The sequence below is a fragment of the Pseudomonas sp. P1_F1_2 genome, assembly GCF_056405815.1.
Map to the genome: position 1 here is coordinate 1 of NZ_JBFUBK010000142.1, position 26301 is coordinate 26301.

Genomic DNA, 26301 nt, shown 5'->3' on the forward strand with positions numbered 1-26301 from the left:
GCTTGTGGTTGAGGCCGTGCTTGCTGCGCACGAAGACTTCAAAAAGGGTCCATTCAGACATTTCAATGACTCCACATCAGGTGGCCGGATCAGGCGGCGTTCTTGTTTTGTTTTTTGCGGGCGTGGGCGACGGCGGCTTCGCGAACCCAGGCACCGTCTTCAATCGCCTTGCGGCGGGTGGCGACGCGTTCCTGGTTGCATGGGCCGTTGCCCTTGAGCACTTCGTAGAATTCGCTCCACTGGATCTCGCCGAAGTCGTAGTGGCCGGTTTCGGCGTTCCACTTCAAATCCGGGTCCGGGCAGGTGCAGCCCAGCAGTTCCAGTTGCGGGATGGTCTGGTCGATGAAGCGCTGGCGCAGTTCGTCGTTGCTCTGGCGCTTGATTTTCCAGGCCATGGACTGAGCGCTGTTCGGCGAGTGTTCGTCGCTTGGGCCGAACATCATCAGCGATGGCCACCACAGACGGTTGATCGCGTCCTGGACCATGTCTTTTTGCGCCTGATTGCCGTGGCGCATCATGGTCAGGAGGATTTCGTAACCCTGGCGCTGGTGGAAACTTTCTTCCTTGCAGATCCGCACCATGGCCCGGGAGTAGGGGCCATAAGAGGTGCGCTGCAACACCACCTGATTGACGATCGCCGCGCCGTCCACCAGCCAGCCCACCGCGCCCATGTCGGCCCAGTTCAGCGTCGGGTAATTGAAAATGCTCGAATACTTGGCCTTGCCGCTGTGCAGCTTGGCGATTTCTTCATCGCGGTCGGCGCCCAGGGTTTCCATGGCGCTGTAGAGGTACAGGCCATGACCGGCCTCGTCCTGAATCTTCGCCATCAATTGCAGTTTGCGTTTCAGCGTCGGCGCGCGGGTGACCCAGTTGCCTTCGGGCAGCATGCCGACGATTTCAGAGTGGGCGTGCTGGGAAATCTGCCGGATCAGGGTTTGCCGGTAAGCATCTGGCATCCAATTCTTGGCTTCGATCTTTATTTCTGAATCGATTTTTTCCTGGAAGGCGCGTTCCTCCTCGGACATCTCCGAGAGGTCTTTGATGCGCTTTACGCCGGTTTCTACGAGCTGTGCGTACATTTTTGGTCTCCCGCCGTGAATCTGTTTGATGGCATGGAGAACTTTATAAGCGATACAGAAATTAATATCAAACATAAAATGGTGTGTCGTATGTGTTTTTGTATCGCTTTGGGATGGGTGGTTGGTTTGGTCGGGGGCATATCCGTTTTTTTTGTGATGGCTTCTATTGGTTCCGCTCTTACAGCGGGTCACTTTGGAAGAGCGCCAAAGTAACCAAAGCGCGTTTGCCCCTTTCGTTCGGTGCCTCGCCTAGGCTCGGCATACCCTCGCTCCGGTCCTGCTCCGTGGGCCCGCCGCCATCGGCCATCCATGGCCGGGGGCGGCTAACCCGGCATCCTTGCCGGGTTGCCCACTGCGCAGAACCTGCGCTCGGCCTCTCGAGGGGGCGGTGCATCAAGATCAAAAGCTGCAGGCGAGCTAACGCTCGGCCTGTTGAGTGGTGGGGAGCAAAAGATGTACGCCGATTTTTTTTTTGCAGGAGTGAGCCTGCTCGCGATGCTTTTGCTTGATCGTTCCCACGCTCTGCGTGGGAATGCATCCCCTGACGCTCCGCGTCACAGAGGCTCCGATTTCTGGACAGCCTGATGGCTACTTAGTAGCATCCGCCGCATACGGATTTTCTCCTGCGCGTCGACTGACGTGGGTCTATCAAGGAATCGAAATGCACACTTTCACCCATGGCGATAAATCGGTTGTTTTCACTGTCCTGAGCGGTGAAGTGGTGGGCAGCGAAAAGCTCAGCGAAACCCGCGTAACATCCACTGGCGGCGTTCATGTGAACGGCAAGGACAGTGAAGTGACGCCGGTGCGTGTCAGTTCGGTTTCGATCATTAATCATGAGTTCTGGGTCAAAACCCCGGACGGCGTCGAGCACGACGTGAAGTTGCGCGGTGTGGATATTCCGTTGCGCACCGGCCAGGACATCTCGTTGATCAGCGCTTTGAAAAAGGATGGTTCGCCGCTGCATGCCATTTTGCAGAACCACACCGCCTTCAAACGCTGGGTGTTGCGCGACGGCAACGCGCTGCACACCGAGCTGGAGCTGGCGCCCTTCAACTGGAATACCGTGCTGATCGTGTCTGGATTGTGTGTCGCCGGTATTGCGACCGCAGGTCTGGGGCTTTTAGCGGCAGCGGGCTATTTGTTCTATGCGATTTATCAGGGCTCTCAGCGCAAGAAGCTGCTGGTCAGCGATTTGAACGCCTTCCTCGAGAAGCTGGAAAATCAGGTCGCCAGTCGCGTTCGGGCACCAAGCCCTGCACAGGTTATGCAACCGGCCCAGGCCGATCTTTTTGCCCTGGCAGAAGTCATTGTTCAGGAAGAAGAGGTTGTGCAGGCAAGCGTCGAGGCTCCCGCAGAAAACGCAGTGCTCAACAGCGACAGCGTACGCCGGGCGCTGTCACGCAAACTCTGAGCAATAGGCCTTTGAGGGTTCTTGCGCAGACCCAAACCTCGCATCGATAACGGGACGCAGAGCGTCCCCGGCGGCATTCCCACGCGGAGCGTGGGAACGATCAACGATCAAAGCAAAAGCATCGCGAGCAGGCTCACTCCTACAAAAAATCGGGGTGCGGCTTTGGCTTCTCACCACTCAACAGGCCGAGTGTTAGCTCGCCTGCCGCTTTTGATCTTGACGCACCGCCCCCTCGAGAGGCCGAGCGCAGGTTCTGCGCAGTGGGCAACCCGGCATGGATGGCGGCGGGCCCACGGAGCAGGACCGGAGCGAGGGCATGCCGAGCCTTAGCGAGGCACCGAACGAAAGGGGCAAAAGCGCTTTGGTTACTTTCGCGCTTTTCGAAAGTGACCCGCCGTAAGGGCGGAACCAATAGCCGCCGTAACCGCAAAAATGGATATGTACACCCGATAGAAAATGGCCGGCTGCCAGAAAGCTATCGCGAGCAGGCTCACTCCTACAGAGGGCGTACGCGTTCCAGCTAAAAAAAAGCCCCGCAATTGCGGGGCCATAAAGGGTGCAGCAGTCATGCTTTAGGGCGTTTGTCCAGAACGTGGCAAGCCTTGCCCTCAGATCGCTTGATCGAGTGAAACGGCTGCAAGACGATCCGCGAACTGATCCCGATATACGTCTTGATGTGTTTGCTCAATTCACCGCAAACAGCCTTCTGCTGATCATCGGTCAGGTGCTGGTGCTCAGCCTTCAACTCGACATGCACATCAACACTGTCCATGTTGCCATTGCGATACAAATGGATCTCGTAACACTCGGCCAGTTGTTTAACTTTTAAAACCTGCTCCTCAATCTGCGTCGGGAACACGTTGACCCCACGAATGATCAGCATGTCATCGCTGCGTCCGGTGATCTTGTCGATACGACGCATTGGCCGCGCGGTGCCGGGCAGCAAGCGCGTCAGGTCGCGGGTGCGGTAGCGGATCATCGGCAAGGCTTCTTTGCTCAGCGAGGTGAACACCAGTTCGCCCATCTGACCATCCGGCAGCACTTCGCCGGTCACCGGGTCGATGATTTCCGGGTAGAAATGGTCTTCCCAGATCGTCGGCCCATCCTTGGTTTCAGCGCATTCCATGGCGACACCCGGCCCCATGATTTCCGACAGGCCATAAATATCCAGTGCAGTAATGCCCAAGCGGTTCTCGATGGCACTGCGCAGCTCGCCGGTCCACGGCTCTGCGCCGAAGATGCCCAGGCGCAGGGCCAGTTTGTGCGGGTCGATGCCCTGGCGCTCGATTTCATCGGCGATGTTGAGCATGTACGACGGCGTGACCATGATGATGTCCGGCTGGAAATCCTTGATTAGCTGCACTTGTTTTTCAGTCTGCCCACCGGACATCGGAATCACCGTGCAACCCAGGCGTTCGGCGCCGTAGTGGGCACCGAGACCGCCGGTGAACAGGCCGTAGCCATAGGAAATATGCACCTTGTCGCCACGACGACCGCCTGCCGCACGGATCGAACGGGCGACCACGTTGGCCCAGGTGTCGATGTCGTTCTGGGTGTAACCGACCACGGTCGGCTTGCCGGTGGTGCCGCTGGAGGCGTGCAGGCGCACCACCTCGTTCATCGGCACGGCGAACATGCCGTAGGGGTAGTTATCGCGCAGATCGGATTTGGTGGTGAACGGGAACTTCGCCAGGTCTTCCAGTGATTTGATGTCGTCCGGGTGCACACCCAGCGCATCGAAACGCTGACGGTACAGCGGCACATTGTTGTAGGCGTGAGTCAGGCTCCAGCGCAGGCGATCCAGCTGATGTTGACGCAATTCGTCGATGCTGGCGGTTTCCAGCGGGTCCAGCACAGGATCAAGCACGGCTTTGGCAATTGGCATGTTCATGAATTCACTCGAATTGTTTTTGTGTTCCGGCCCGGCCGCGGCAGGGCTTTGAGTGCATGCCCCAAGGATACCTCTGGGCGCCTTGGGAATCGCGGTTCTTTAGTCGGATATACGCTCAATGATCAGCGCGATTCCCTGGCCGACGCCGATGCACATGGTGCATAAAGCGTAGCGGCCCTGACGTTCTTCCAGTTCATGCAGGGCAGTGGTCACCAGGCGCGCGCCACTCATGCCCAGCGGATGGCCAAGGGCAATCGCGCCACCGTTCGGGTTGACCCGAGGATCGTTGTCGCCAAGGCCCAGTTCACGCAGCACCGCCAGGCCTTGTGCAGCGAAGGCTTCGTTGAGTTCGATCACGTCCATGTCGGCCAGGCTCAGGTTGGCCAGTTCCAGCACTTTGCGGGTCGCCGGCACCGGGCCGATGCCCATGATGCGTGGCTCGACACCGGCGGTGGCCATGGCGACCACCCGGCCGCGCGCTTTCAAACCGTGGCGTTTGGCGACTTCCGGGCTGGCCAGCAGCAGCGCACACGCGCCATCGTTGACCCCGGACGCATTGCCAGCGGTGACGCTGCCGCCTTCGCGAAACGGCGTACCGAGTTTCTGCAGTTGCTCAAGCGTGGTATCGCCGCGCGGGTGCTCATCGTGCTCGACGATTTTGGCCGGGCCTTTGCGTTGCGGGATGTCGACCGCGACGATTTCCTTGGCCAGACGGCCACTGGCTTGAGCGGCACCAGCGCGCTGCTGGCTGCGCAGGGCGAAGGCGTCCTGGTCGGCGCGGGAGACATTGAACTGCTCGGCGACGTTCTCGGCCGTCTCCGGCATGGAGTCGATGCCAAAGGTTTTCTTCATCAGTGGATTGACGAAGCGCCAGCCGATGGTGGTGTCGTAAATCTGCGCATCGCGGGAAAACGCCTGTTCGGCCTTGCCCATCACCAGTGGCGCGCGGGACATCGATTCAACGCCGCCGACCAGCATCAGGCCAGCCTCGCCACAACGAATCGCTCGCGCCGCGGTGCCGATGGCATCCAGCCCGGAGCCGCACAAGCGGTTGAGCGTGGTGCCGGGCACGCTGACCGGCAAGCCGGCCAACAGCGCTGACATGCGGGCGACGTTGCGGTTGTCTTCGCCGGCCTGGTTGGCGCACCCGTAAATCACGTCATCCACGGCATTCCAGTCGACCTGCGGGTGACGGCGCAGCAGTTCACGCAGTGGCACCGCGCCGAGGTCGTCGGCACGTACGCTGCTCAAGGCTCCGGCGTAGCGACCGATCGGGGTCCGCACCGCGTCGATGATCAAGGCGTCATTCATTCGGGGTCTCCTGCGCCAGCACCGAGCCGCGCACTTTGTAGGATTTGCCATGGAACAGGGCGATCAATTGCCCCTGTTGGTTTTCGATACGTACGTCGTAGTTGCCGGTGCGCCCGGAACGGCTTTGCTCGGTGCACTCGGCAGTCAAGGTGTCGCCCAGGCGGGYCGGGGCGATGTAGTCGATGCTGCAACCGATGGCCACCGTGGCGTCGTTGTAGCTGTTGCAGGCAAAGGCAAACGCCGAGTCGGCCAGCGCAAACAGGTAGCCGCCGTGGCAGGTACCGTGGCCTTGAAGCATGTCGGCGCGCACGCTCATGCCCACGCGGGCACAGCCGGGGGCCGCCGAGAGCAGGCGCATGCCCATCGCCTGGCTGGCGGCGTCGCGGTTGAACAGGGTTTTTGCGCAGTCGCTGGCCAGGTTCATCGCTTCGTGATTAGTCATGGAAAGTCCTCCCTTCGGCGACCCGACGGCGCAACAGCAGCGAGGGCCGATAGCGCTCTTCGCCGTAACTGGCTTGCAGGTTTTCCAGCACCTTGAGCACGTGCGACAGGCCGACGGCATCCGCCCAGGCCAGCGGGCCTTGCGGGTAATTGACCCCGGCGCGCATTGCCAGATCGATGTCGGCGGCCGACGCCACGCTTTGCAGCACAGCGTCGGCGGCTTCGTTGGCGAGCATAGCGACAGTGCGCAACACGGCGAGGGCCGGGCTGTCGTTGAGCAGGCTTACGTTGAAACCGGCCCGTTGCAGCAGGGCAACGCCTTGTTCGAGGGCCACCGGCTCAATGTCCGCTGTGCAACTGATCGCGATTCGGCTGGCGTTGCCGTAATCGAGCACGAGGTCGAGCAGGATCAGATTGCGCAACCCGTCTTCCCTGGCGCGCTGACAGGCCATGCGCCCATCGCTCAACGCCAGCACCGCGTCGCCCACCCGCAACAGGCCTTGGCCGTCGCGTTGAATGACTTCGATGTTGTGTGTGCGCAGGCGCGGGATCAGCGCATTGGCAGCGCCGAGATCACCTTCGATCACRCAGCTTTCAACGGTCTGCTCGCTGCTGATGGTGGTCGGCTGCGGGCGTTCGGCGTTCTCGGCGTAGCTGTAGAAACCGTGACCGCTTTTGCGCCCCAGACGCCCGGCGTCCACCAGGTCTTTCTGGATCAGCGAAGGCTGGAAGCGGGTGTCGGCGTAATAGGCGTCGAACACTGAGCAGGTCACCGCATAGTTGACGTCATGGCCAATCAGGTCTGTCAGTTCGAAAGCACCCATCGCAAAGCCACCGGCATCGCGCATCAGCGCATCCAGCGTCGAGCAATCGGCAACGCCTTCCTGCAGCAGGCGCAGGCTCTCGGCGTAAAACGGCCGGGCCACGCGGTTGACGATGAACCCCGGCGTTGAACGGGTGTGCACCGGTTTTTTGCCCCAGGCCTTGGCGGTGTCGTACAGGCAATCGGCCAAGGCTGGATCGCTGGCCAGCCCCGAGACGATTTCCACCAGCGCCATGATCGGCGCGGGGTTGAAAAAGTGCAGGCCCAGCAGGCGTTCTGGGTGATCCAGTTGTGCGGCGATGCTAGTGATCGACAGCGACGAGGTGTTGCTCGCCAGAATGCAGCGCTCGCCGCAGATGCCTTCCAGTTGGCGGAAGAGGGCGCGCTTGACCTCAAGGTTCTCGACGATGGCTTCGATGACCAACTCGCAATCGGCCAGCGCTTCGATGGCTTCCACAGGCAGCAAACGAGCGATGGTCGCGGTGCGGGCGTCGGCCGAGAGCTTGCCTTTCTCGACGCGTTTGCCCAGTTGGCGGTCAATGCCGTCGATGGCTTGAGCCGCGGCGCCGGGGCGATTGTCCAGCAGCAGCACGGTGTGGCCGGCCTGTGCCGCGACCTGTGCAATCCCGGCACCCATGGCGCCGGCGCCGATCACGGCGATGCGTGCGTTGGTGTTCAGTGCGGTCATGACTCAGCGCCCCTTGAAGCTTGGGCTGCGTTTTTCCATGAAGGCGCTGACGCCTTCACGGTAGTCCTCGCTGCGCCCGGCCAGGCGTTGCAAGTCTTTCTCCAGCTCAAGCTGCTCGTCGAAGGTGTTGCTCAGGCTGGCATTGAGGCTGCGTTTGATCAGTGCCAGGCCGTAGGTCGGTTGCGTGGCGAGGTGACGGGCCAGTGTCAGCGCTTCACTACGCAGTTCGGCGTCGTCCACGCAGCGGTAGATCAGGCCCCATTGCTCGGCCTGTTCGGCGCTCAATCGATTGCCGAGCAAGGTCAGGGCTTTGGCGCGGGCCATGCCGACCAGGCGCGGCAAGGTCCAGGTGCCACCGGAGTCGGGGATCAGGCCAAGTTTGCAGAAGGCCTGGATGAAGCTCGCCGAACGCGCCGCCAACACCAGGTCGCAGGCCAGCGGGATGTTGGCGCCAGCGCCAGCGGCCACACCGTTGACCGCGCAGATCACCGGCATTGGCAGGTCGCGCAATTGGCGGATCAGCGGGTTGTAGAACTTCTCGATGGACTCGCCCAAGTCCGGCGCGGCATTGCCCGGCGCCACATTGCGATCGCCCAGGTCTTGCCCGGCACAGAAGCCGCGACCTTCACCGGTCAGCAGCAAAACGCGTACGTCCGGGTTTTGCCGAACCTGCTTCAGGGCTTCTTTGACTTCACCGTGCATCTGCGCGTTGAAGCTGTTCAGTTGCTCGGGGCGATTGAGGCTGAGCAGGGCGACACCGGCCTCGATGGAAAACAGGATGTGTTCGAAGTTCATGGTCATGGCGCTCTCTGGGAGGTCGTTCGCTTTTTTGTAAAAAGGGCGGGGTGATTACTGGCCCGTGAAGTTCGGTGTGCGCTTTTCCTGAAAGGCCTGAATGCCTTCGTCGCGGTCGCGGGTGCCGGCCAGCACGGTGAAGGCATGGCGCTCGAAACGCAGGCCGCTGGACAGGTCGGTGTCCATGGCCTTGAGCAGCGCTTCCTTGGCCAGGCGCACCGCCAGCGGTGCTTTGCCGGCAATGTTGCGGGCGATCTGCAAGGCGCGTTCGACGGTGAATTCCGGTTGGGTCACTTCGCTGACCAGGCCGGCGCGTTGCGCCTGGCGGGCGTCGATCGGCTCGCCGGTCAGGACCATTTGCATGGCCATGGATTTGCCGACGGCCCGCAGCAGGCGTTGGGTGCCGCCGGCGCCCGGCATGATCCCGAGGTTGATTTCCGGTTGGCCGAAACGCGCGTCTTCCCCGGCAATGATGATGTCGGCGTGCATCGCCAATTCACAGCCACCGCCGAGGGCGAAGCCGTTGACGGCGGCGATCAGCGGTTTGTTGAAGCGGGTAATGGTTTGCCACGACGCCTGGCGCGGGTCGTCGAGGATGCCGACCAGATTGCGCTCGGCCATTTCCTTGATATCGGCGCCGGCCGCGAAGGCTTTGCGGCTGCCGGTCAGGACCACGGCGCGGGTGTTGGCGTCGGCTTGCGCGGCGTTCAGTTCATCGGCCAGCTCACCGAGCAATTCGGTGGTCAGGGCGTTCAGCGCTTGCGGGCGCTGCAACGTAATCAGGCGAACGCCCGGTTCGATGATCTCGACAACAAGGGTTAGAGGCATGGCGGATGCCCTCACGGTGCACGCTCGGCTGTACTGCCGGCTCATTATTGGATCGGCGCGGTGGGCCGGTTTTGCCTGAGTATACCTACAACGTGATACGCAATAACAACATAAAAGTTAATTTAATGTGTCTTATTGATGAGCGGTCGGTTTCTTTCAGTCCGCGGCTTAGGGAGCCTTGTGAACGAGTAATCACTGGTTTTTCTGGCTTTAATGCCCGGTTTACAGCGCGTGAGGTGCGGTTATTCGGCGCCTTGACTAAGTGATACGGATTTTTGTCTTTGTGCTGTTAAAAGTGATGTGATACAAAATGAGCCTCTATCGGCATCGCTTTGCGAAGATGCCCGGCACTGCGCTTGAAGGAATGTCCAATGACCTGCTACAGCCTCGATGGCTTGACCCCGGTGGTTGATCCCACCGCTTACGTTCATCCGTCAGCCGTACTGATCGGCGATGTGATCGTCGGTGCCCATTGCTACGTCGGGCCGCTGGCGAGTTTGCGCGGGGACTTCGGCCGGATCGTGCTGGAGGAGGGCGCCAATGTGCAGGACACCTGCGTGATGCATGGTTTCCCCGAGAGCGACACGGTGGTCGAGCGCAATGGCCACATCGGGCATGGCGCGGTGCTGCACGGTTGCCGCATCGGCGCCGATGCGCTGGTGGGCATGAACGCCGTGGTGATGGACAACGCACGGATCGGCCCGCGCTCATTCGTGTCGGCGGCGGCGTTCGTCAAGGCCGGGTTCGAATGCCCCGACCAGTCACTGGTGATGGGCGCACCGGCCAGCGTCAAGCGCGGCCTCAGCGACGAAGAAGTGGCGTGGAAGCAGGCGGGCACCCGCGAATATCAACAACTGGCCAAGCGTTGCCTTGAGCGGATGCAAGTTTGCGAGCCACTGACCGAGCCGGAAGCGGATCGACCGCGCATCAATGACAGCGGCTTTCGCCCAAAAGGCAATACCCTGTGAATGCCTCTGTAGCCGCAGCCTTCGGCAGCTGCTACACGGGTACGTGTGAGTCATATGAAACCGGTATATTCCTTTTCTTTTTTCAGCCCGGTACGCCCATGTCGTCCCTGACACCCTTGAACCAATTGATCACCCGCTTCCAGGAGCAGACGCCCATCCGCGCCAGCTCGCTGATCATTACCTTGTACGGCGACGCCATCGAGCCCCACGGCGGAACGGTCTGGCTGGGCAGCCTGATTCAATTGCTCGAGCCTATCGGCATCAACGAGCGGCTGATCCGCACGTCGATTTTCCGCCTGACCAAAGAAGGCTGGCTGACCGCCGAGAAAGTCGGGCGCCGCAGCTATTACAGCCTCACCGGCACCGGTCGCCGGCGATTCGACAAGGCGTTCAAACGCGTCTACAGCTCCACTGTCCCTGCGTGGGACGGTTCCTGGTGCCTGGTGATGCTCACGCAACTGACTCAGGACAAGCGCAAACAGGTGCGCGAAGAACTGGAGTGGCAAGGTTTTGGTGCGATTTCGCCGGCGGTGCTGGCGTGTCCGCGCAGTGACCGCAACGATCTCAACGCCACGTTGCTCGACCTCGGCGTTCAGGAAGAGACCATCGTCTTCGAAACCACCGCGCAGGACGTCCTGGCCTCCAAGGCCTTGCGTTTGCAGGTGCGCGAAAGCTGGAACATCGAAGAACTGGCGACCCATTACAGCGAGTTCATTCAACTGTTCCGACCGCTCTGGCAAGCGCTTCGCGAGCAAGAGAACCTGCAACCGAGTGACTGCTTCCTGGCACGCGTCCTGCTTATTCATGAATACCGCAAGCTGCTGTTGCGCGACCCGCAACTGCCGGACGAGTTACTGCCCGGCGATTGGGAAGGTCGGGCCGCTCGCCAGTTGTGCCGCAACATTTACCGGCTGATCTACGCCAAAGCCGAAGAATGGTTGAACAGTGCACTGGAAACCGCCGATGGTCCGTTGCCGGACGTGGGCGATAGTTTCTATCGACGGTTTGGCGGGCTGAAGTAGCCCGTCATTGTGGTGGGAGTGTGTTGGTTAGGGAGGACCTGTGGATTGGCGTAGACAATAAAAATAAGCCTGCGTGAGGCCCGACATGATTTCTGCAAATGCACAGCGCCGTGATGGATTTGATCAATGGATTCATCAGATCAACCAGATCTGCGGCGCCTTCAATGCGCAAACCCTGGGCGATGAGTTTTCCGGCCAGATTCGCGAATACCAAAGCGGCGCGCTGAAACTCAGTTTTGTCGACGCCTGCCAGGCGCGGTTGTACCGCACACCTGCCGAAGTCGCGGTGGGCGAGGGCGGTAAATACTTTGCGGTGTTCCAACTCGACGGTACGGCAGGCATGGCTCAGGGCGACGACAAGGTGTTGCTGTCGGCCGGTGACATCACCCTGATCGACGCCTCGCGCCCCAGCGACTTCACCTACAGCGAAAACTCCCGGCAGTTGTCGCTGATTTTGCCTGCGCCGTTGATTGAGCAATCCTTGCGCTTCAACCAGATCAAGTGCGGTCACCGGATCGCCGCAACGTCACCGATGGCGATGCTCTCTCACCATCTGATTCTCGATGCCTCGCGCCAGAGCAGCCTCAGCCTGCCCGAAAGTGAGGCGACGCTGGAGGCGATTGTCAGTCTGCTGCGCCCGGCCATCAGCCAAGCCGAAGACAGCAACGATTTGCATGAGCGGATCTTTCGCAAGACGCTGGAATGCATCGATGCGAACATTCGCTCCGAAGAGCTGTGTCCGGAATGGCTGGCGCGGGAAGTTGGCATGTCGGTTCGAGGGTTGTACCGGATCTTTGCCAAGAAGGGCCTGGTGGTCGCGAAATACATCAAGAATCGTCGGCTGGACTTGTGCGCCCAATCCCTGCGCCAATCGCGCACCGAACAGAAACTGTCCGTGCTGGGCTACTCCTGGGGCTTCTCCGATTCGAGTCACTTCTCCACGGCATTCAAATCGCGGTTTGGCATTTCCCCCGGTGAGTACCGAAAAAACCGCGCCTGATCATCCCTCAACTACACCGTAATTCCCCTGTAGGAGCATGGCTTGCCCGCGATGGCGTAGTGTCAGACAGCTTCAATTTATCTGACACCCCGCCATCGCGAGCAGGCTCACTCTTACAGGGGGGGGGGCTACGGCTTGAGCAACTGGCTGAACGCCTTCAGCTCGCTTTTCTCCAGATCGGATACCAGCACAAATCGCATGTGATTCGCTTGCCAGGACATCACGTTAAAACCACGAATGGACTGACTCTGTAGTGGCTTGTCCGCCTCCGGCGTGGGCAGGATAAACACGTTGATAATGTGTTTGGCCCGTCCATAACTCAGGGCCGCCGTGGTCTGGTGCTGCAAGTAATCCAGCCGTCCGCCCAACAGCACAAACCCTTGTGCCGAGTAATCGACGACCGGTGGCGAGAAGTCGAGTTTGCCGGTGAACCAAGGCTTCACGGTGTGACGGTCGGACGACACCACATCATTCAAATGCTCACCCATCAACGAGCGGACATGACTGGAGACAGCTTCGTCCATCAATGGCTGCTCGCTGGCCGGCGTAGCCACATAAAGCACCACCGCCAGGCCCAACGCTGCCGCAGAAAAGGCCGGTGCGAACCATGTTCGCCAGCGCTCGACAATGTTTGGGCGCGGGGCAGCAGCGGCGAACACACTGGCGGTCAACGATGCCGGGGCCGTGTAATACGGCGCCTGGCGTTTCACGCCGAGCATCAGCAGCCTCGCCTGATCGTGCAAGCGCGCGCATTCGGCGCACTCGGCCAAATGCCCGGCTACCGTTGCCGTCGTCGGCGGGTCAAGTTCCTTGTCCAGATAGCCGTGCATCAACGTCTGGCAAACCGTGCAGTCGAGTTCATTCATGATCGTGCAACTTCAGTAGTTCGAGCTTGAGCATGGCGCGCGCCCGAGCCAGTCTCGACATGACGGTGCCGATGGGAATATCGACCACCAGGGCGATGTCCTTGTAGGGCAGGTCTTCGAGTTCTTTCAGAACAATCACCTCACGAAATGCCGGCGGCAGGGCGCACAGGGCTTGCTGGATCAGCGCCGCATTTTCCGTATGAATGGCCAGCAGTTCCGGGGTTTGGCCATGACCCAGCGCGGCGTCCTCTTCGGATAATTCATCGCCGATCGCGACCCAATGGCGCCCGGCCGACGCCTTGAGCCAGGTGTAGCTTTCGTTGCGCACGATGGTCAGGAACCACGCCTTGGCGTTGCCATCGGCGAAGCGGTGTAAAAAGCGGAATGCGCGCAGGGCACTTTCCTGGACGACATCGCGCGCGGCGCTGTCGTTGCCGGTGAGCCAGCGCGCGAGGTTGTAGGCCGCGTCCAGGTGGGGCGCAAACAGTTCCTCAAATCGCTTCATAGTGGTTCCCGCACTGTCCCACCTCTATAACCGCGCTACTCCGCATTTTATTCCCGAAAAAAACAACTTTTCCAACACACAACTCATTTCCCTGTAGCCGCTGTCGAGGCACGAGGCTGCGTTGGGCTGCGTAGCGGCCCCCGAAGGGCGGTCCTGCGGACACGCAACGCAGCCTCGTCGCCAGCGAGGGAAAACCGATGGACATTCAATCAAGACACCCGCTTCGCACCGACGGCCCGCTCAACCCCGACCGCCGGACACTGCTGAAATGCTCGGCGTGGGCCGGAGCGGGGGTCATCTGGGCCTTGAGCGGTGGCATTCCCCGGGCCTTTGCCCTGGATGCGACGGGCAACGTTTCCGACCCCAAGGCACTGGCCAGCACCTTCCACTTCGTGCAGATCAGCGACTCGCACATCGGCTTCAACAAGGAGGCCAACCCGGAACCGGTGAAGACCTTGCAGGTGGCGATCGACAAGGTCATCGCGCTGCCAAAACCACCGTCGCTGATTCTGCATACCGGCGATATCACCCACCTGTCCAAACCCGAGGAATTTGACACGGCCGCGCAACTGCTCAAGGGCCTGCCGTCCACCGTGCACTACGTCCCGGGGGAGCATGACACCCTCGACGAGGGCGGCGGCAAGCTCTACCTGGAGCGTTACGGCAAGGGCACCAAAGGCAATGGCTGGTACAGCTTCGACGACCACGGCGTGCATTTTATTGCGCTGGTGAATGTCTTCAATTTCCAGGCGGGCCGTGAAGCGACCCTCGGCGCCGATCAACTGGCCTGGCTGGCCGATGATTTGCGCGCCGTGACCAGCAGCACGCCCATTGTGGTGTTTACCCATATCCCGTTGTGGACGGTTTATCAGCCGTGGGGCTGGGGCACCGAGGATGGCGATCAGGCGATTGCCATGCTGCGCAAGTACGGTTCGGTGACGGTGTTGAACGGGCATATCCACCAGGTCATCCAGAAAGTCGAAGGCAATATCACCTTCCACACCGCCCGTGGCACCGCTTATCCACAACCCGCACCGGGTGCGGCACCGACACCTGGGCCGATGACGGTGGCGGCTGATCAGCTGCGCAATTACCTGGGGATCACCGATGTGCGAGCGACGCAGGGTGATCATCCGCTGGCGCTGATCGATTCGACACTGGTTTAGGGGGAGGATACTCGGATGAAAAAGCGACTGTTGGCTGCGGCCTGCCTGATGCTGTCGATGCCGGTGTGGGCTCAGGAGGTGAAAATCGATATCAAGGAGTTCATGTTCGGGCCCAAGGATTTGAATGTGGCCGTGGGCACCAAAGTGACGTGGGTGAACGACGACCAGATTCCGCACACGGTGGCGGAAACCCACAAGGTGTTTCGCTCAGGGGCGCTGGACACCAATGACAGCTTTTCCTGGGTGTTCAATACGCCGGGAGAGTTTGAATATTTTTGTGCGCTGCATCCGCAGATGATTGGGAAGATTGTGGTTAGCCAGTGATGCTGCAAGCACCTGCGACCAATCCACCTGAAGAAACCCGCCCCCCCCTGTAGGAGCATGGCTTGCCCGCGATGGCGGTGTGTCAGATGACTGCGATGTCGACTGACACACTGTCATCGCGGGCAAGCCATGCTCCTACAGGTTTTCGTGTGTTTATTTTGGGGCGTTGAGGTTCAACGTCGGCGTCTCGTCAAAGAAGTTCCACGGCTTCAACAGCACGTGAACCCACTCGGTCGGCATGATCGGCCATTCCTCGGCCCGCGCAATGTGCGTGGTGCCGGTGGTCAGCCAGACCACATCGTCCGAGTTTTCGATGGACTGGTTATCCGCGGTGAACTGCCCGAGCCCGGAGTCTTTGTCCGAACGGTTCGGGTATTTGCCTTCCGGGTACTTCTCCTGCGGATCGTAGCGCGTCACCCACAGTTGTTTGTCCATGAAGCTGAGGCGGTGATAGAGCCATTCGTCCTTGCCGAAGTTGGCGCCCTTGGCCACCGGGTGCGTGCCGCCGGCATACGGAATCAACTGATAGGAAACCGGATTGCCGACTTTGTTTTCCTTGCTGAAGTTGGTCATCAGGCGAACGGTCGAAGGGTCGAATTTCTGTGCAGCTTGCTGTTCGTTGCTGACCACGTTGTGCTCGGTCTGCATCGTGCTGGTGCGCGGGCCGCCACGGTCGTTGGGCAGTACCACCGGGTTCACTTCAACCAGCGAGTTGCTTTCGCCATCCACGTCCATGTCCAGGCGGAAGTTATAGATGTGCTGGTGCGTGGTGCCGACGATGTTGTGGTCCAGCAGGGTGCCGTAGCGCGTGTCTTCCTTGGCCGTGGCTTCGTGCATGGTCTTGGACTGCACGCCCTTGACCGCTTCGATCCCGGTGGCGCCGGCATCGATGCCGATGGTGCCGTTTTGCTGGAAGACCCAATCGACGATGTAGTCGTAGTTGCCCACGGTGCTGATCCAGCGCACCACCAGTTCACGCCGCTCGGTGCTGAGGTTGGGCTGGCCCATTTCCTGGTGTTTGTATTCCGGGCCGGCGTAGCGTTCGAACACCGCTATGGCGCGGGGAATCGACTGCGGCGCGCCGGTGTAGTCGGCGATTGTGGCGTCGAGCAGCACGGCGTTTTGCGGGGCGTCTTTGCCGCGGGCAATCGGCGAAGTCAGGGTACCCATGCCGTATTCGCCTGAGTCCAGGTAAGCCTTGAAGTACCAGCCGGCGTCGGGGTCGCCGTAAGGCACGATCATCCCGCCCAGCGAGCCTTCGTACATGATTTTGCGTTTCTTGCCCTTATCGTCGTACGTGACGGTGGACAGGATCGGGCCGACCCGCGAATCGAGGCGAACATGGAAGTCCCAGTTCTGCCAGTGAATGCTGTTGCCGGTGATGGTGTAGTTTTTCCCTTCCGGCTCGATGATTTCCAGCGGCTTGACCTGCACACCCTTGCGGCCACGGCCGTCGTACGGCGTCGGCTTCATCGGTACAGGAATCAGTGCCTCGTCTTCGATCTTGATCAGCTTCTTTTGCTCAAGGTCGACAATCGCCACCAGGCCCTCGATCGGGTGCGCCCAGTAGTTGCCGTCATCGGTGTTGAGGTAGCTGACGATTTTCAGCAGGCGTTTGTCCTGCGTCAGCCCGTCCTTGCCATCGAAGTAACCGACCGTCAGCGGCGTGGCGACGACCTTCTTCACATCATTGATGCCACGCTTGGCCAAGGCTTGCGCGTACTCGGGGCTGTTCTCGACGGCCGACTGCACGGTGGCGAAATCGTCCAGCAGGACCATGCCGTGTGCACCTTCGATCGGCTTCCAGGACTTGAGCGCCTTGGCGTCGAGATCGACCAACGCTTCAATCACGTGCTTGCCGTCCAGCACCACGATGTTGGCCTGGCGCGGTTGCGTGACATTCTGGCCAGTGAAGACGAAGTTCCAGACCTGATCCTTGGGCGGCTCATTGACGGAGACTTCGGTGAAACGAAAGCCGGGTTGGTAATGCTCGGACTGCTTGACGATGTCCACCGCTGCCTTGATTTCGTCCGCGCTCAACGGGTTGAGCGGGTTAGGGCGGGTTTCGACGACAAAGGTTTTATCCAGGCCGGACTGGAACACCTGATTGATGAAGTCCTTCGACATGTACGCGGTGTTGTGTTTGAACACCACCGGGACCGACAGCTCCATGCGCTTGCCATTGAGCATGGCGACTTTGCTGTCCGGTTTGACCTTGAGGAAGACACCGTCCTTGGCAATCACGAAGAGGTTGGCGTAACTGTCCCATTTGACCGTGGCGCCGAACTCTTCAAGCGTTGTTTGCAGCGGCACCATCTCGGCAGCCCCGCCGTGGGCCTGTGCGCTAGACATCAAACCCGGCAAGCCGAAGGTACTCAGGGAAATGGCCAGCGCGAGCCGGGCCAGTGGTTTTCTTTTTAACGAGACAATGGAGGTGAACATTTCTGAGTTCCTTGGTAAACCGGTGACAGCACAGCACACTTTGCTACAGCCAGTGGATGGCTTCTTGTGAATTCCTGCCAGATTTCTGTTTCTGCGTGCCTAAATGAGCGGTTGACCAAGGTTAATCCACAAACGACAACCTGGCGTCGGCCAGCTTCCAGTTGGCCTGATCTGTCGCATAATGAATACGCGTGTCTTGGCTTCCAACGTTAACGTAATCAAGTGGGTCGTACATTGATCGAACGACGGCAATTCAGCGGCGGCATGAAAGGCAAAAACCTCCGCTACCTCAATGAGCATTCCAACGCGCCGGCGCAACTGACGCGAACCGGTTTTTTGCTGCTCGAACACTTTTCGCTGCCGGCGTTCACGCAAGCGCTGGACACGATTGTCACGTCCAACCTGCTACGCCCCGGGTTGTTCTCGTCCCGCACGTTTGGCTTGAATGACGGGGAGGTGGTCAGCGATCTGGGGTTGGTCATTCGACCCGATGCCCGATTCACTGCGGGGGCGCTTCATCAGCTGGATCTGCTGGTCATTTGTGGCGGCTACCGGACTGAACTGAAGGCAAGCGATGAACTGATCAGCGTGCTCAAGGCTGCGGCAGAGCAGGGCATCACCCTGGCCGGGCTGTGGAACGGCGCGTGGTTTCTGGGCAGCGCTGGCCTGCTGGACGGCTACCGTTGCGCCATTCATCCAGAGCATCGGCCCGCGCTGGCGGAGGTTTCCAAGGCCGCTCATGTCACCAGCGAGCCGTACGTGATTGACCGGGACCGGCTCACGGCGTCCAGCCCTGCGGGGGCTTTCCATATGGCGCTGGACTGGATCAAGGGGCTGCACGATAAAGCGCTGGTCGAGGGTATCGAGGACATTCTGGCTTTCGAAGAATCTCGCTACCGGCGCATCAAACCGGCGGAAAACATCTGCGTGAGCGCGCCGTTGCGTGAGGTGGTCAAGCTGATGGACGCCAACCTCGAAGAACCTTTGGAGCTGGAACAACTGGCGGTCTACGCCGGGCGTTCACGTCGCCAGCTCGAGCGCTTGTTCAAGGAGCAACTGGGCACCACGCCGCAGCGCTATTACATGGAGCTGCGCATCACCGAAGCGCGTCGACTGCTTCAGCACACGGAGTTGTCCCAGGTGGACGTGTTGGTGGCGTGCGGGTTTGTTTCGCCGAGCCATTTCAGCAAGTGCTATAGCTCGTATTTTGGCTACCGGCCGTCCAAGGAAACACGGCTCGTCAAATAAACAACCATGCCCTCTCCCCGGCAGGAGAGGGCGGTTGTTCACCTTAAGTGTGATGAATCTCGCGGTCCTTGGTTTCCGGCAGGAAGAACGTGCCGAGTACGGCCGTCATCACCGCGATCACGATCGGATACCACAGCCCGTAATAGATATCCCCCGTGGCCGCGACCATGGCGAAGGCCACCGTGGGCAGAAAACCGCCGAACCAGCCGTTGCCGATGTGGTACGGCAGTGACATCGAGGTGTAGCGGATGCGCGCCGGGAACAGCTCCACCAGCCAGGCGGCTATCGGGCCGTAGACCATGGTCACGTAGATCACCAGGATGGTCAGCAGCAGCAACACCATCGGGTAGTTGGTCTTCGCCGGATCAGCCTTTTCAGGGTAACCGGCGTCCTTGAGGGCGGTGCCTAGGGTGGCGACGAAGGCATCGTTCCTGGCCTTGAAGTCGGCGGCCGGCAGGCTGGTGCCCTCGAAGCTCGGCACCACCTTGTCGCCGATGCGGACCTGCGCGACGGTACCCGGTTCGGCCTTCTCGTTTTTGTAGGGGATGGCTTTCTTCGCCAGTACGCTCTTGGCGAGGTCGCAGGAACTGGTGAATCTGGCCTTGCCCACCGGGTCGAACTGGAACGAGCACTGGCCGGGATCGGCGATCACCGTCACCGGGTTCTTTTCCTGCGCGGCGAACACGTCGGGGTTACCGTATTGGGTCAACGCATGGAAGATCGGGAAGTAGGTCACTGCCGCGAGGATGCAGCCGGCCATGATGATGCCTTTGCGGCCGATGCGGTCGGACAGGCTGCCGAATATGACGAAGAACGGCGTGCCGATCAGCAGCGAACCGGCGATCAACAGGTTGGCGGTTTGTGGGTCGATCTTGAGCATCTGCAATAGAAAAAACAGTGCATAGAACTGCCCGGTGTACCAGACCACCGCCTGGCCGGCCGTACCGCCGAGCAAGGCCATGATGACGATTTTCAGGTTGCCCCAGCGGGCGAAGGACTCGGTCAGCGGTGCCTTGGAGGCTTTGCCTTCCGCCTTCATTTTCTTGAACACCGGCGACTCGCTCAGTTGCAGGCGGATGTACACCGAGACGATCAGCAGCAGGATCGAGAGCAGGAATGGAATCCGCCAGCCCCAGGCCTCGAACGCTTCGGTGCCGAGCAGGGTGCGGCAGGCGAGAATCACCAGCAGCGAAAGAAACAGGCCCAGGGTCGCCGTGGTCTGGATCCACGACGTAAAGTAACCGCGCTTGCCGGGCGGCGCATGTTCAGCCACGTACGTCGCGGCGCCGCCGTACTCACCGCCCAGGGCCAGGCCTTGCAGCAGGCGCAGGCTGATCAGGATGACCGGCGCTGCCACGCCGATGGTGGCGTAGCCCGGTAGAAAGCCGACGATGGCGGTGGAAATACCCATGATGACAATGGTGATCAGGAAGGTGTGCTTGCGTCCGATCATGTCACCCAGCCGACCGAACACGATGGCGCCGAAAGGCCTTACGGCGAAGCCTGCGGCGAACGCGAGCAGTGCGAAGATGAAGGCCGTGGTCTCATTGACCCCCGCGAAGAAGTGCTTGGCGATGATTGCGGCGAGGGAGCCGTAAAGGTAGAAGTCGTACCATTCGAAAACGGTGCCCAGGGAAGAGGCAAAAATGACCTTGCGCTCCTCCTTGGTGATCCCGCGTTTGGGCGTGCTGCCCGTGGTTGTGCTGTCGATTACGGCCATGAGTGTTCTCCGTCTTGCTCTTGTTATAGGCCGGAGTACCTCACACCATTTACCGCACCCAGGCCCTGGGGCTGATGTCGTCGGATTGCAAATTGCACGAAGTCTGGATGCAGCTGACCGCCTCGGATAGGTGCCGGGTTAGTTGAAGCATAATCACCTTCGCGTAGATATCCACTCGCCATCACGCAGACTACAAATCAGTGCCCCAAAAAAACCGAAAACCTTCGTAATGCTCAAGCCAAAGCGAACCCTGTAGCAGCAGGCTTCGCCAGCTGCTACAGATCGTGGGTTCCTTAAAGGCCGGTGCTTACAGCAGCGAAATCGTGTAATTGACGATAAAGCGATTCTGGTCGACGTTGCGCCCGGCGTCCGTATTGGACTTGGCGTTACGCACGGTAAAGCCCAGGCCCTTGAGCGTGCCCGATTGCAGTACGTAGTCCAGGGTCATGTCGCGCTCCCACTCGGACTGGTCACCGGCGTTGCGGGCCTTGATGTCCGTGCCTTTGAGGTACGCCACAGTGGCTTTCAATCCTGGAATGCCCAGGGGCGCGAAGTCATAGGTGTACTGACCGAAATTAGTCTGCTCACCGGCGCGGGCAAAGTTCTGGATCATCTTGTCCGTGGGCAGGTAAACGCTGCCGCCACCCGCGCCCTTGTCCACCAGGCTGCCCTGGTTGGGCTGGACGAAGTTGCTGCCGTCGCTCACGCGTTGATGCCCCAAAGACACCGCATGACCCCCGTTCACATAGGTGATCATCGCGGACCAGGTGTTGTTGTCGATCTCACCGTTGTTGTTTTCGGTGAAACCGGACATGCCATAACCTTGCGCCCGGCCGGCGGCGGTGCTGTTGGCGTCGGTCGAGGTCGTGTTGAAGTAGCGCAGGTCGGTGGTGAGCGAGCTTTTGCTGTCAATCGGCAGGACGTGGACCAGCCCCAGGAAGTTCTGGTTGTAGAAGTCTTCCAGCTGCGCGAAGTAGTACTGGGCCTTCAAGTCTTTGGTGATGCTGTAGTCGCCACCGGCGTAGTAGAACTTGTTGCTGTCCTGAGTCGCGCCAGGCACTGACAAACCGGTACGGTCGGTGGAGGCTCGGCCGACCGCGTGTTCAATCACGCCACTGGTCAGGGTCAGGCCATCGATGTCGTTCGAGGTGACTTGGGCACCGGTGAACGACTGCGGCAATACCCGGGCATCGTTGGCAATGAGGATCGGCAACTTTGGCAGCAGGGTGCCGTAGCGAAATTCTGTTTTTGAAATGCGCATCTTCGCCGTCGGGCCGAAGCTGCTCCAGGCGTCAGCCGCACCGTCGCCGTCAGTCGGGATCATGCCGCTGCCGACATGCCGGCCTGCGCCACTGTCCAGCGTGATGCCCTGCAGCGCCTGCGCATCCAGCCCGAACCCGACCGCGCCTTGCGTAAACCCGGATTCATAGCGCAGCACCAAACCCTGGGCCGCTTCTTCGGTTTTCGAGGGGGCGGCGGTGCCGTCGCGGTAGTCGCTGTTGAAATACAAAGTGCGCATCGAGAGGGTGGCTTTACTGTCTTCCAGAAAGCCGTGCGCGGCGGTGTCTGCTGCCTGCGCGCACATGGAACTGGCGGCCAGCAAGAGGGCGGTGGGGACTGCTCGTTGGTACATACGGTGCTCCTGGTGAATTCTTATGATTGTTCTGGAGGTTCACCGCCAACCCGAAACCGGCGCGCAACAGGGCGCACCCGATGAGCGACCCTGAACATCAGGCCGTCGGGATGACGTTTTTTTTTGGTTCGACCGGAATACGGTTAAATCAGGCAGGAAAGTCCGAAGGACAGGGTCATGCGGTACTCCTCGAAAGGGTCACGTCGAATGGGTTGTGAAACTCTTAAAACATTTCGAGAGGTGATTTTCAAACGAGGCGAAAGTAATTTTCGTGGAGGGATAAGGCTTGTCGTACAGAGGTATGGGGCGTCGGTGTTTTTGAAACTCGGCCGGGCGGATTTTCATCCATCTGCGCCTGCACGGTGAGCTTAATTTCCTGGTACTTGATCCAGATGGCTATCTATTGCGGTTCACTCAAAGCTTGGGAATCAGGGCGGTCGAGCATCATGTAACAGCCTGAGAGCATGATGTTGCGTAGCGTGAGGGCTGAGGATTTTAATGTTCATTTCTGGTCGTTTTCTGCCTGTCGTGATGGGCAGCAAACAAGCCGAAGCCGACTTTGATGATAGGCGGCTTTGGGATTGAAACGGTCATATAAGCTTTTTTGCGTTTGCTGACGACCTGACCTGCCGTTTGATAGACGACGCTAGCCTTTACCTCCGCTGCTGCTGCTGCTACTGCTACTGCTACTGCTACTGCTACTGCTACTGCTGCTACCGCTACCGCTACCGCTACCGCTTCCGCTACCGCTACTGCCGCTGCTGCTGTTTTCGACCTTGATCTGCGGCCCGACGCCATCTCCCGTACGGAATGTCGGTAACGCAACCGAGTCCACGAATTTCACGCCGTCCCAGCTCGGCAACGGTGTGGGCATCAATTGGAACTGGCCCGGGTGCTCAGAGTCCCAGCGCAGCAGCATCGAGGTGTCCTCATGCTGTGTGTTGTGGCAGTGCTCCAGGTAGGTACCGGCAAACTCACGGATGCGTATGGCCATTTCGACATTGTCGAGGCTGTCAGGATCGGAGCCAATACGGTAGACATCCTTGCGCGCCCCTTTTTCCCATTCGGGTGGTGGTTTGCCTCCTCGAGTGAGAATGATCCCTTCCTCGAAATGCACATGCACCGGGTGACTCCAGCCATTGCCGCCGTTCTGGATCTTCCAGACTTCCAGCGTGCCTTCACCCTTGAACCCTGCTGGTGTCGGGCCAGTGGCCAGTTGTGGCGCGGCTGAAATCCGGCGCGGGTCCATGTTGAAGCCTTCGCCGCCATCGGTCTTGATCGTCCACGGCTTGAAATCCGTGCCGTCGGAGCGGCCAAAGATAAAGGTTCGGTGCCGAGCCTGGGCGAGCCGGGCGATATCGGCAGGGTCATCACGGTGCAAGGGCAGCGGGATCATGAACCTGCCCTCGGGTTTGCCAGGCTTGGCGGGCTCGAAGTCGACGGGGTTCATGCTGACATCCTGGCCAGTGTAAGGCCTCACGTTCAGTTGCATGAACACGCCCACGCCCGGGTCGCCGTTGATCCACTGTGGCCCGTGGCTGGTTTGCCTGACGACGGGAAGGTACTTCTCGGAGAGTACATCTGCCAATGGAATGTCACGTTTGGGAAGCTTGCCGTTTTCATGCTCCTCGATGTTGACGAAGAAAATTTTGTCGCCCGGCTTGATGCCGTTTTTCGCGAAGTCGACGACGATGTCATAGCGCTCAGCGATACCCAGTATCGGCAGAATGGCATTGTGGTCCTGTTTGTCTCCGTCACCATCGAGGTCCAGGCTGCCATCGAACGGCACCGCGTGCTCCATGATATTGCCGTCGTTGGCAATCATGTGGAACGGCACCCGGTTATAGGAAACCCCGGAGTTTCTCGGGCCAGGGAACTCGCCACCATTACCATTGACCTGACGCACCACCGCCAGCGTGAAGAAGCGAGAAACCGATCCGTTGAGAATCCTGAAACGGTAGCGGCGGGCACGTACGTCCAGGAAGGGCTTGTACTCCCAGTTGGTCAGCACCTGGTCACCGAGAAAGCCGTCGGTGTTGAAGGGGTTGAACCACAACTGGCCGGCCTTGTCCCAGGCCTTGTCGGCGATCGTCAAGTTGATGTCATAGTCGCGGTTACCCCAGCCCAGCGCCGAACCACTGGGCAAGCGCAGGTTGACCCCGTCGTCGACCGACTCGTTGCCACGGTCCACGGCGCTGTAGTAGTTCATCATCGTCGCATTGCCCTTGTAGACATTTTGCGCGGTGAAATCGAGCATGTGGTCGTGGAACCAGTGGGTGCTCATGGTTTCGCGCCAGTCGCCGCGGATCTTGATGGCGCCGTTGTTGCAGGTTTTGAAGCCGGGGTTGGCGTCGTTGACGAAAAGCTTTTCACCGGGGTCGCAGGGGAATGCCGCACGCGGATCCTCAGCGCTGGTATTGATGGTGTCGTAACCGGCCAACTGGATCGGCCAGCGATAGTCGTAGTACTGGCCCGGGAAGAAGAACGCGTTGGTAAAGCCGTCGCTTTCCGCGGGGGAGTGACCGTTATGTTCATGGGTGGTGAGGGTGTGCAGGCCAAAGCCCCGGTTGGCCGACGGGTCAATGGGCAAGGCATCGTAATGACGCATCAGCATCGCCTGGCCATAGCGTACTTGAAGCAGTTTCGGCGGAAAGGTGCCGTCGAACGTCCACAGTGCATTGTGGTCCTGGACAGGGAGGTTGGGGTGAAACTGCACTTGAATGCCCTTGGTTGTGCCCTCGTTGGCCGGGTTGCCGTTGGTGTTGTGATAGAGCCCGCCTGGCGCAAATTCCCCCACGGCGTAGTTATGCCGTTGCATACGATCACGCAAGCCGCTGTTGACGTGCGCGCCGGCTTGCACAGTCTTGAAGGCGTCGCGCGGGAAAAACTCATTGAAACGCTGGTGCGACCAGCCTTTTCCCGGTGGCCGGCCCTCTGCGGGCGAATCGACCCGGCGATTGAGGAAATCCTCGATCTGTGCCCTCCAGGGGTTGCGGTCCAGTACGTTGGAGAACTCTGTCGGGAAGGGCGTCAATGCCGGCTGCCTGAGAAAGGCATCCAGTGCAGCCGGTGACGGGCCACTGCGCGCCACCTTCAATGGATCTTGCGCCGGTGCGGGGCCCACCGTCGGGACCGGAAACGGCACGGGTGATGGCGGGTCGGCCGCATCCAGTTTGTTCGAACCGAATTCCTCGAACAGTTCTAGCTTCTGTGAGAACGGTTGAGCCCCGAATACCGGGCTGGCATTACCGTTGGTGGGGATATTGAAGCTGGGTTGCAGATCGGGTGGCAGCACATTGTCGACCAAGGGCGTCTTGCGGTTACCGACCACGCCATTGGGCAAGTCGAAGGCGCCGACGTTTGCAGGCGGCTGCTTGAGCAAGTCCCTCAATGCGGCATTGGGGTCGGCAGGCTGATTGGTGAACGCCGATGGGTCGGTAGGAGGCGGTGGATCGGTATTGTCGAGGGGGGCTGCCTGGGTCTGGGACAAGCCCAGCCCCAACATGAGCGCGGCAGCAGAGATACTCAGCGCCAGCCTGGTTTTGGACAATGGACTAGGAGTCAACCTTCCGGTATCTAGTTTCATTGCAAACACCTCTGACGGGTTCTGCGGAGCGCGTGGCAATACTCGAGCAATGAGCCACGGCTACTAGCCCAGCTGGCGAAATGTTTGATTTCGAGCCGGGATGGGAACGATGCAAGCTTTCTGCCAAAAGTGACAGGAGGTGACTAATGACTCTACGCCGCGCTCCTCTTGGCTACAGGCTTTAAACAGACGTATGAGAAACCCCGGTGAAGGGGGAATAGTCCCCAATACCGGGTGCGATTGTGCGGAGTATTTGGGTCAAGAAAAGTGGCCGCTTTCTGAATGTATCGATGTCCCCTTGTGGCCGATTCTGTTGAAAAAGTCGGATTTTCAGCCTGAGTAAAATCAAGCACAGCTACCACCGGATAGCCTACTCACCACTTTGTGTGGTTTCTCGGCCCTTCGTTGACCTTTGCTGCGTCGTTATTGGGTTAATTTGAGGTTTTTGGCTTAGTGTAGGCGCACCTATCCCGTGACTGGTGGCCCTTGAGATGTCAGTTTGGCCAGCCGACGTAGGTTCTGCACTGTGGCTGCCAGCGTGAACTCATCGG

20 protein-coding genes and 1 pseudogene are annotated in these 26301 nt (G+C 59.8%); 8 read left to right on the forward strand and 13 right to left on the reverse strand.

Annotated features, from left to right (window positions below; translation table 11 throughout):
• Nucleotides 1-89: 89 nt before the first annotated feature.
• Nucleotides 90-1079: a 1,2-phenylacetyl-CoA epoxidase subunit PaaA gene (paaA, locus tag AC1D2P_RS28120; RefSeq protein ID WP_046032668.1), complete on the reverse strand. Its 990-nt coding sequence runs from the start codon at nt 1077-1079 to the stop codon at nt 90-92.
• A 661-nt stretch (nt 1080-1740) separates the two neighbouring features.
• Between paaA and AC1D2P_RS28125 the strand changes: the two genes are divergently transcribed.
• Entirely contained in the window at nt 1741-2493 is a 753-nt protein-coding gene (locus tag AC1D2P_RS28125; protein ID WP_477758374.1) for a hypothetical protein, read from the forward strand.
• Nucleotides 2494-3058: 565 nt separating this feature from the next.
• Here the strand turns inward: AC1D2P_RS28125 and paaK are convergent.
• The 6 genes from paaK to paaF form a co-directional block, all read right to left on the reverse strand.
• Nucleotides 3059-4384: a phenylacetate--CoA ligase PaaK gene (gene paaK, locus AC1D2P_RS28130; protein ID WP_109787287.1), complete on the reverse strand. Its 1326-nt coding sequence runs from the start codon at nt 4382-4384 to the stop codon at nt 3059-3061.
• A gap of 99 nt (nt 4385-4483) precedes the next feature.
• The gene (gene pcaF / locus AC1D2P_RS28135) at nt 4484-5695 is read right to left on the reverse strand and encodes a 3-oxoadipyl-CoA thiolase (RefSeq protein ID WP_109787286.1); all 1212 of its coding nucleotides are present in this window, start codon (nt 5693-5695) and stop codon (nt 4484-4486) included.
• Nucleotides 5688-6137 (reverse strand): hydroxyphenylacetyl-CoA thioesterase PaaI, encoded by a 450-nt coding sequence (paaI, locus tag AC1D2P_RS28140; RefSeq protein WP_477811696.1) that lies wholly within the window; start codon nt 6135-6137, stop codon nt 5688-5690. The genes pcaF and paaI overlap by 8 nt, the downstream gene beginning before the upstream one ends.
• Nucleotides 6130-7647 (reverse strand): 3-hydroxyacyl-CoA dehydrogenase PaaH, encoded by a 1518-nt coding sequence (gene paaH, locus AC1D2P_RS28145; protein WP_223522630.1) that lies wholly within the window; start codon nt 7645-7647, stop codon nt 6130-6132. The genes paaI and paaH overlap by 8 nt, the downstream gene beginning before the upstream one ends.
• Before the next feature lie 3 nt (nt 7648-7650).
• On the reverse strand, nt 7651-8442 hold the full coding sequence (gene paaG / locus AC1D2P_RS28150; protein ID WP_046032752.1) for a 2-(1,2-epoxy-1,2-dihydrophenyl)acetyl-CoA isomerase PaaG: 792 nt from the start codon (nt 8440-8442) through the stop codon (nt 7651-7653).
• Nucleotides 8443-8496: 54 nt separating this feature from the next.
• Complete coding sequence (paaF, locus tag AC1D2P_RS28155) at nt 8497-9270, reverse strand: 2,3-dehydroadipyl-CoA hydratase PaaF (RefSeq protein WP_477758373.1); 774 nt, start codon at nt 9268-9270, stop codon at nt 8497-8499.
• Between the two features lie 371 nt (nt 9271-9641).
• Here paaF and paaY point away from each other — a divergent pair, with 371 nt between their 5' ends.
• The 3 genes from paaY (at nt 9642) to feaR (ending at nt 12260) form a co-directional block, all read left to right on the forward strand.
• Nucleotides 9642-10238, forward strand: coding sequence for a phenylacetic acid degradation protein PaaY (gene paaY, locus AC1D2P_RS28160; RefSeq protein ID WP_109787283.1), 597 nt, complete (start codon nt 9642-9644; stop codon nt 10236-10238).
• Between the two features lie 98 nt (nt 10239-10336).
• Nucleotides 10337-11260, forward strand: coding sequence for a phenylacetic acid degradation operon negative regulatory protein PaaX (gene paaX, locus AC1D2P_RS28165; RefSeq protein ID WP_223522631.1), 924 nt, complete (start codon nt 10337-10339; stop codon nt 11258-11260).
• Nucleotides 11261-11345: 85 nt separating this feature from the next.
• Complete coding sequence (gene feaR / locus AC1D2P_RS28170) at nt 11346-12260, forward strand: transcriptional regulator FeaR (protein WP_477758372.1); 915 nt, start codon at nt 11346-11348, stop codon at nt 12258-12260.
• A 128-nt stretch (nt 12261-12388) separates the two neighbouring features.
• Here feaR and AC1D2P_RS28175 read toward each other — a convergent pair whose 3' ends face one another.
• Both AC1D2P_RS28175 and AC1D2P_RS28180 read right to left on the reverse strand, forming a co-directional pair.
• Entirely contained in the window at nt 12389-13126 is a 738-nt protein-coding gene (locus AC1D2P_RS28175; protein WP_223522633.1) for an anti-sigma factor family protein, read from the reverse strand.
• Complete coding sequence (locus AC1D2P_RS28180) at nt 13119-13631, reverse strand: sigma-70 family RNA polymerase sigma factor (protein WP_046032679.1); 513 nt, start codon at nt 13629-13631, stop codon at nt 13119-13121. Before AC1D2P_RS28180 ends, AC1D2P_RS28175 begins: the two co-directional genes overlap by 8 nt.
• A gap of 197 nt (nt 13632-13828) precedes the next feature.
• On the opposite strand from AC1D2P_RS28180, the gene AC1D2P_RS28185 reads away from it, so the two are divergent.
• Nucleotides 13829-14797, forward strand: coding sequence for a metallophosphoesterase family protein (locus AC1D2P_RS28185; RefSeq protein ID WP_077431711.1), 969 nt, complete (start codon nt 13829-13831; stop codon nt 14795-14797).
• A gap of 15 nt (nt 14798-14812) precedes the next feature.
• On the forward strand, nt 14813-15121 hold the full coding sequence (locus AC1D2P_RS28190) for a cupredoxin domain-containing protein (protein ID WP_046032681.1): 309 nt from the start codon (nt 14813-14815) through the stop codon (nt 15119-15121).
• A 153-nt stretch (nt 15122-15274) separates the two neighbouring features.
• On the opposite strand, the gene tynA is transcribed toward AC1D2P_RS28190, so the two are convergent.
• Complete coding sequence (gene tynA / locus AC1D2P_RS28195) at nt 15275-17563, reverse strand: primary-amine oxidase (protein WP_477758371.1); 2289 nt, start codon at nt 17561-17563, stop codon at nt 15275-15277.
• Between the two features lie 264 nt (nt 17564-17827).
• Between tynA and AC1D2P_RS28200 the strand changes: the two genes are divergently transcribed.
• Nucleotides 17828-18811 carry a GlxA family transcriptional regulator gene (locus AC1D2P_RS28200; RefSeq protein WP_477758389.1) on the forward strand — a complete coding sequence of 328 codons (984 nt, stop codon included), beginning with the start codon at nt 17828-17830 and terminating at the stop codon, nt 18809-18811.
• 43 nt (nt 18812-18854) lie between these two features.
• Here the strand turns inward: AC1D2P_RS28200 and AC1D2P_RS28205 are convergent, their stop codons facing one another.
• Together AC1D2P_RS28205 and AC1D2P_RS28210 are read right to left on the reverse strand one after the other, a co-directional pair.
• Complete coding sequence (locus AC1D2P_RS28205) at nt 18855-20531, reverse strand: MFS transporter (protein WP_477758370.1); 1677 nt, start codon at nt 20529-20531, stop codon at nt 18855-18857.
• A 307-nt stretch (nt 20532-20838) separates the two neighbouring features.
• Entirely contained in the window at nt 20839-22164 is a 1326-nt protein-coding gene (locus AC1D2P_RS28210) for an OprD family porin (RefSeq protein WP_477758369.1), read from the reverse strand.
• A gap of 355 nt (nt 22165-22519) precedes the next feature.
• Here AC1D2P_RS28210 and AC1D2P_RS28215 point away from each other — a divergent pair.
• Nucleotides 22520-22624: pseudogene (locus AC1D2P_RS28215) on the forward strand (VOC family protein); the annotation flags it as partial.
• Between the two features lie 186 nt (nt 22625-22810).
• On the opposite strand, the gene AC1D2P_RS28220 reads toward AC1D2P_RS28215, so the two are convergent.
• Nucleotides 22811-25750: a multicopper oxidase domain-containing protein gene (locus AC1D2P_RS28220; protein WP_477758368.1), complete on the reverse strand. Its 2940-nt coding sequence runs from the start codon at nt 25748-25750 to the stop codon at nt 22811-22813.
• Nucleotides 25751-26301: the final 551 nt, after the last annotated feature.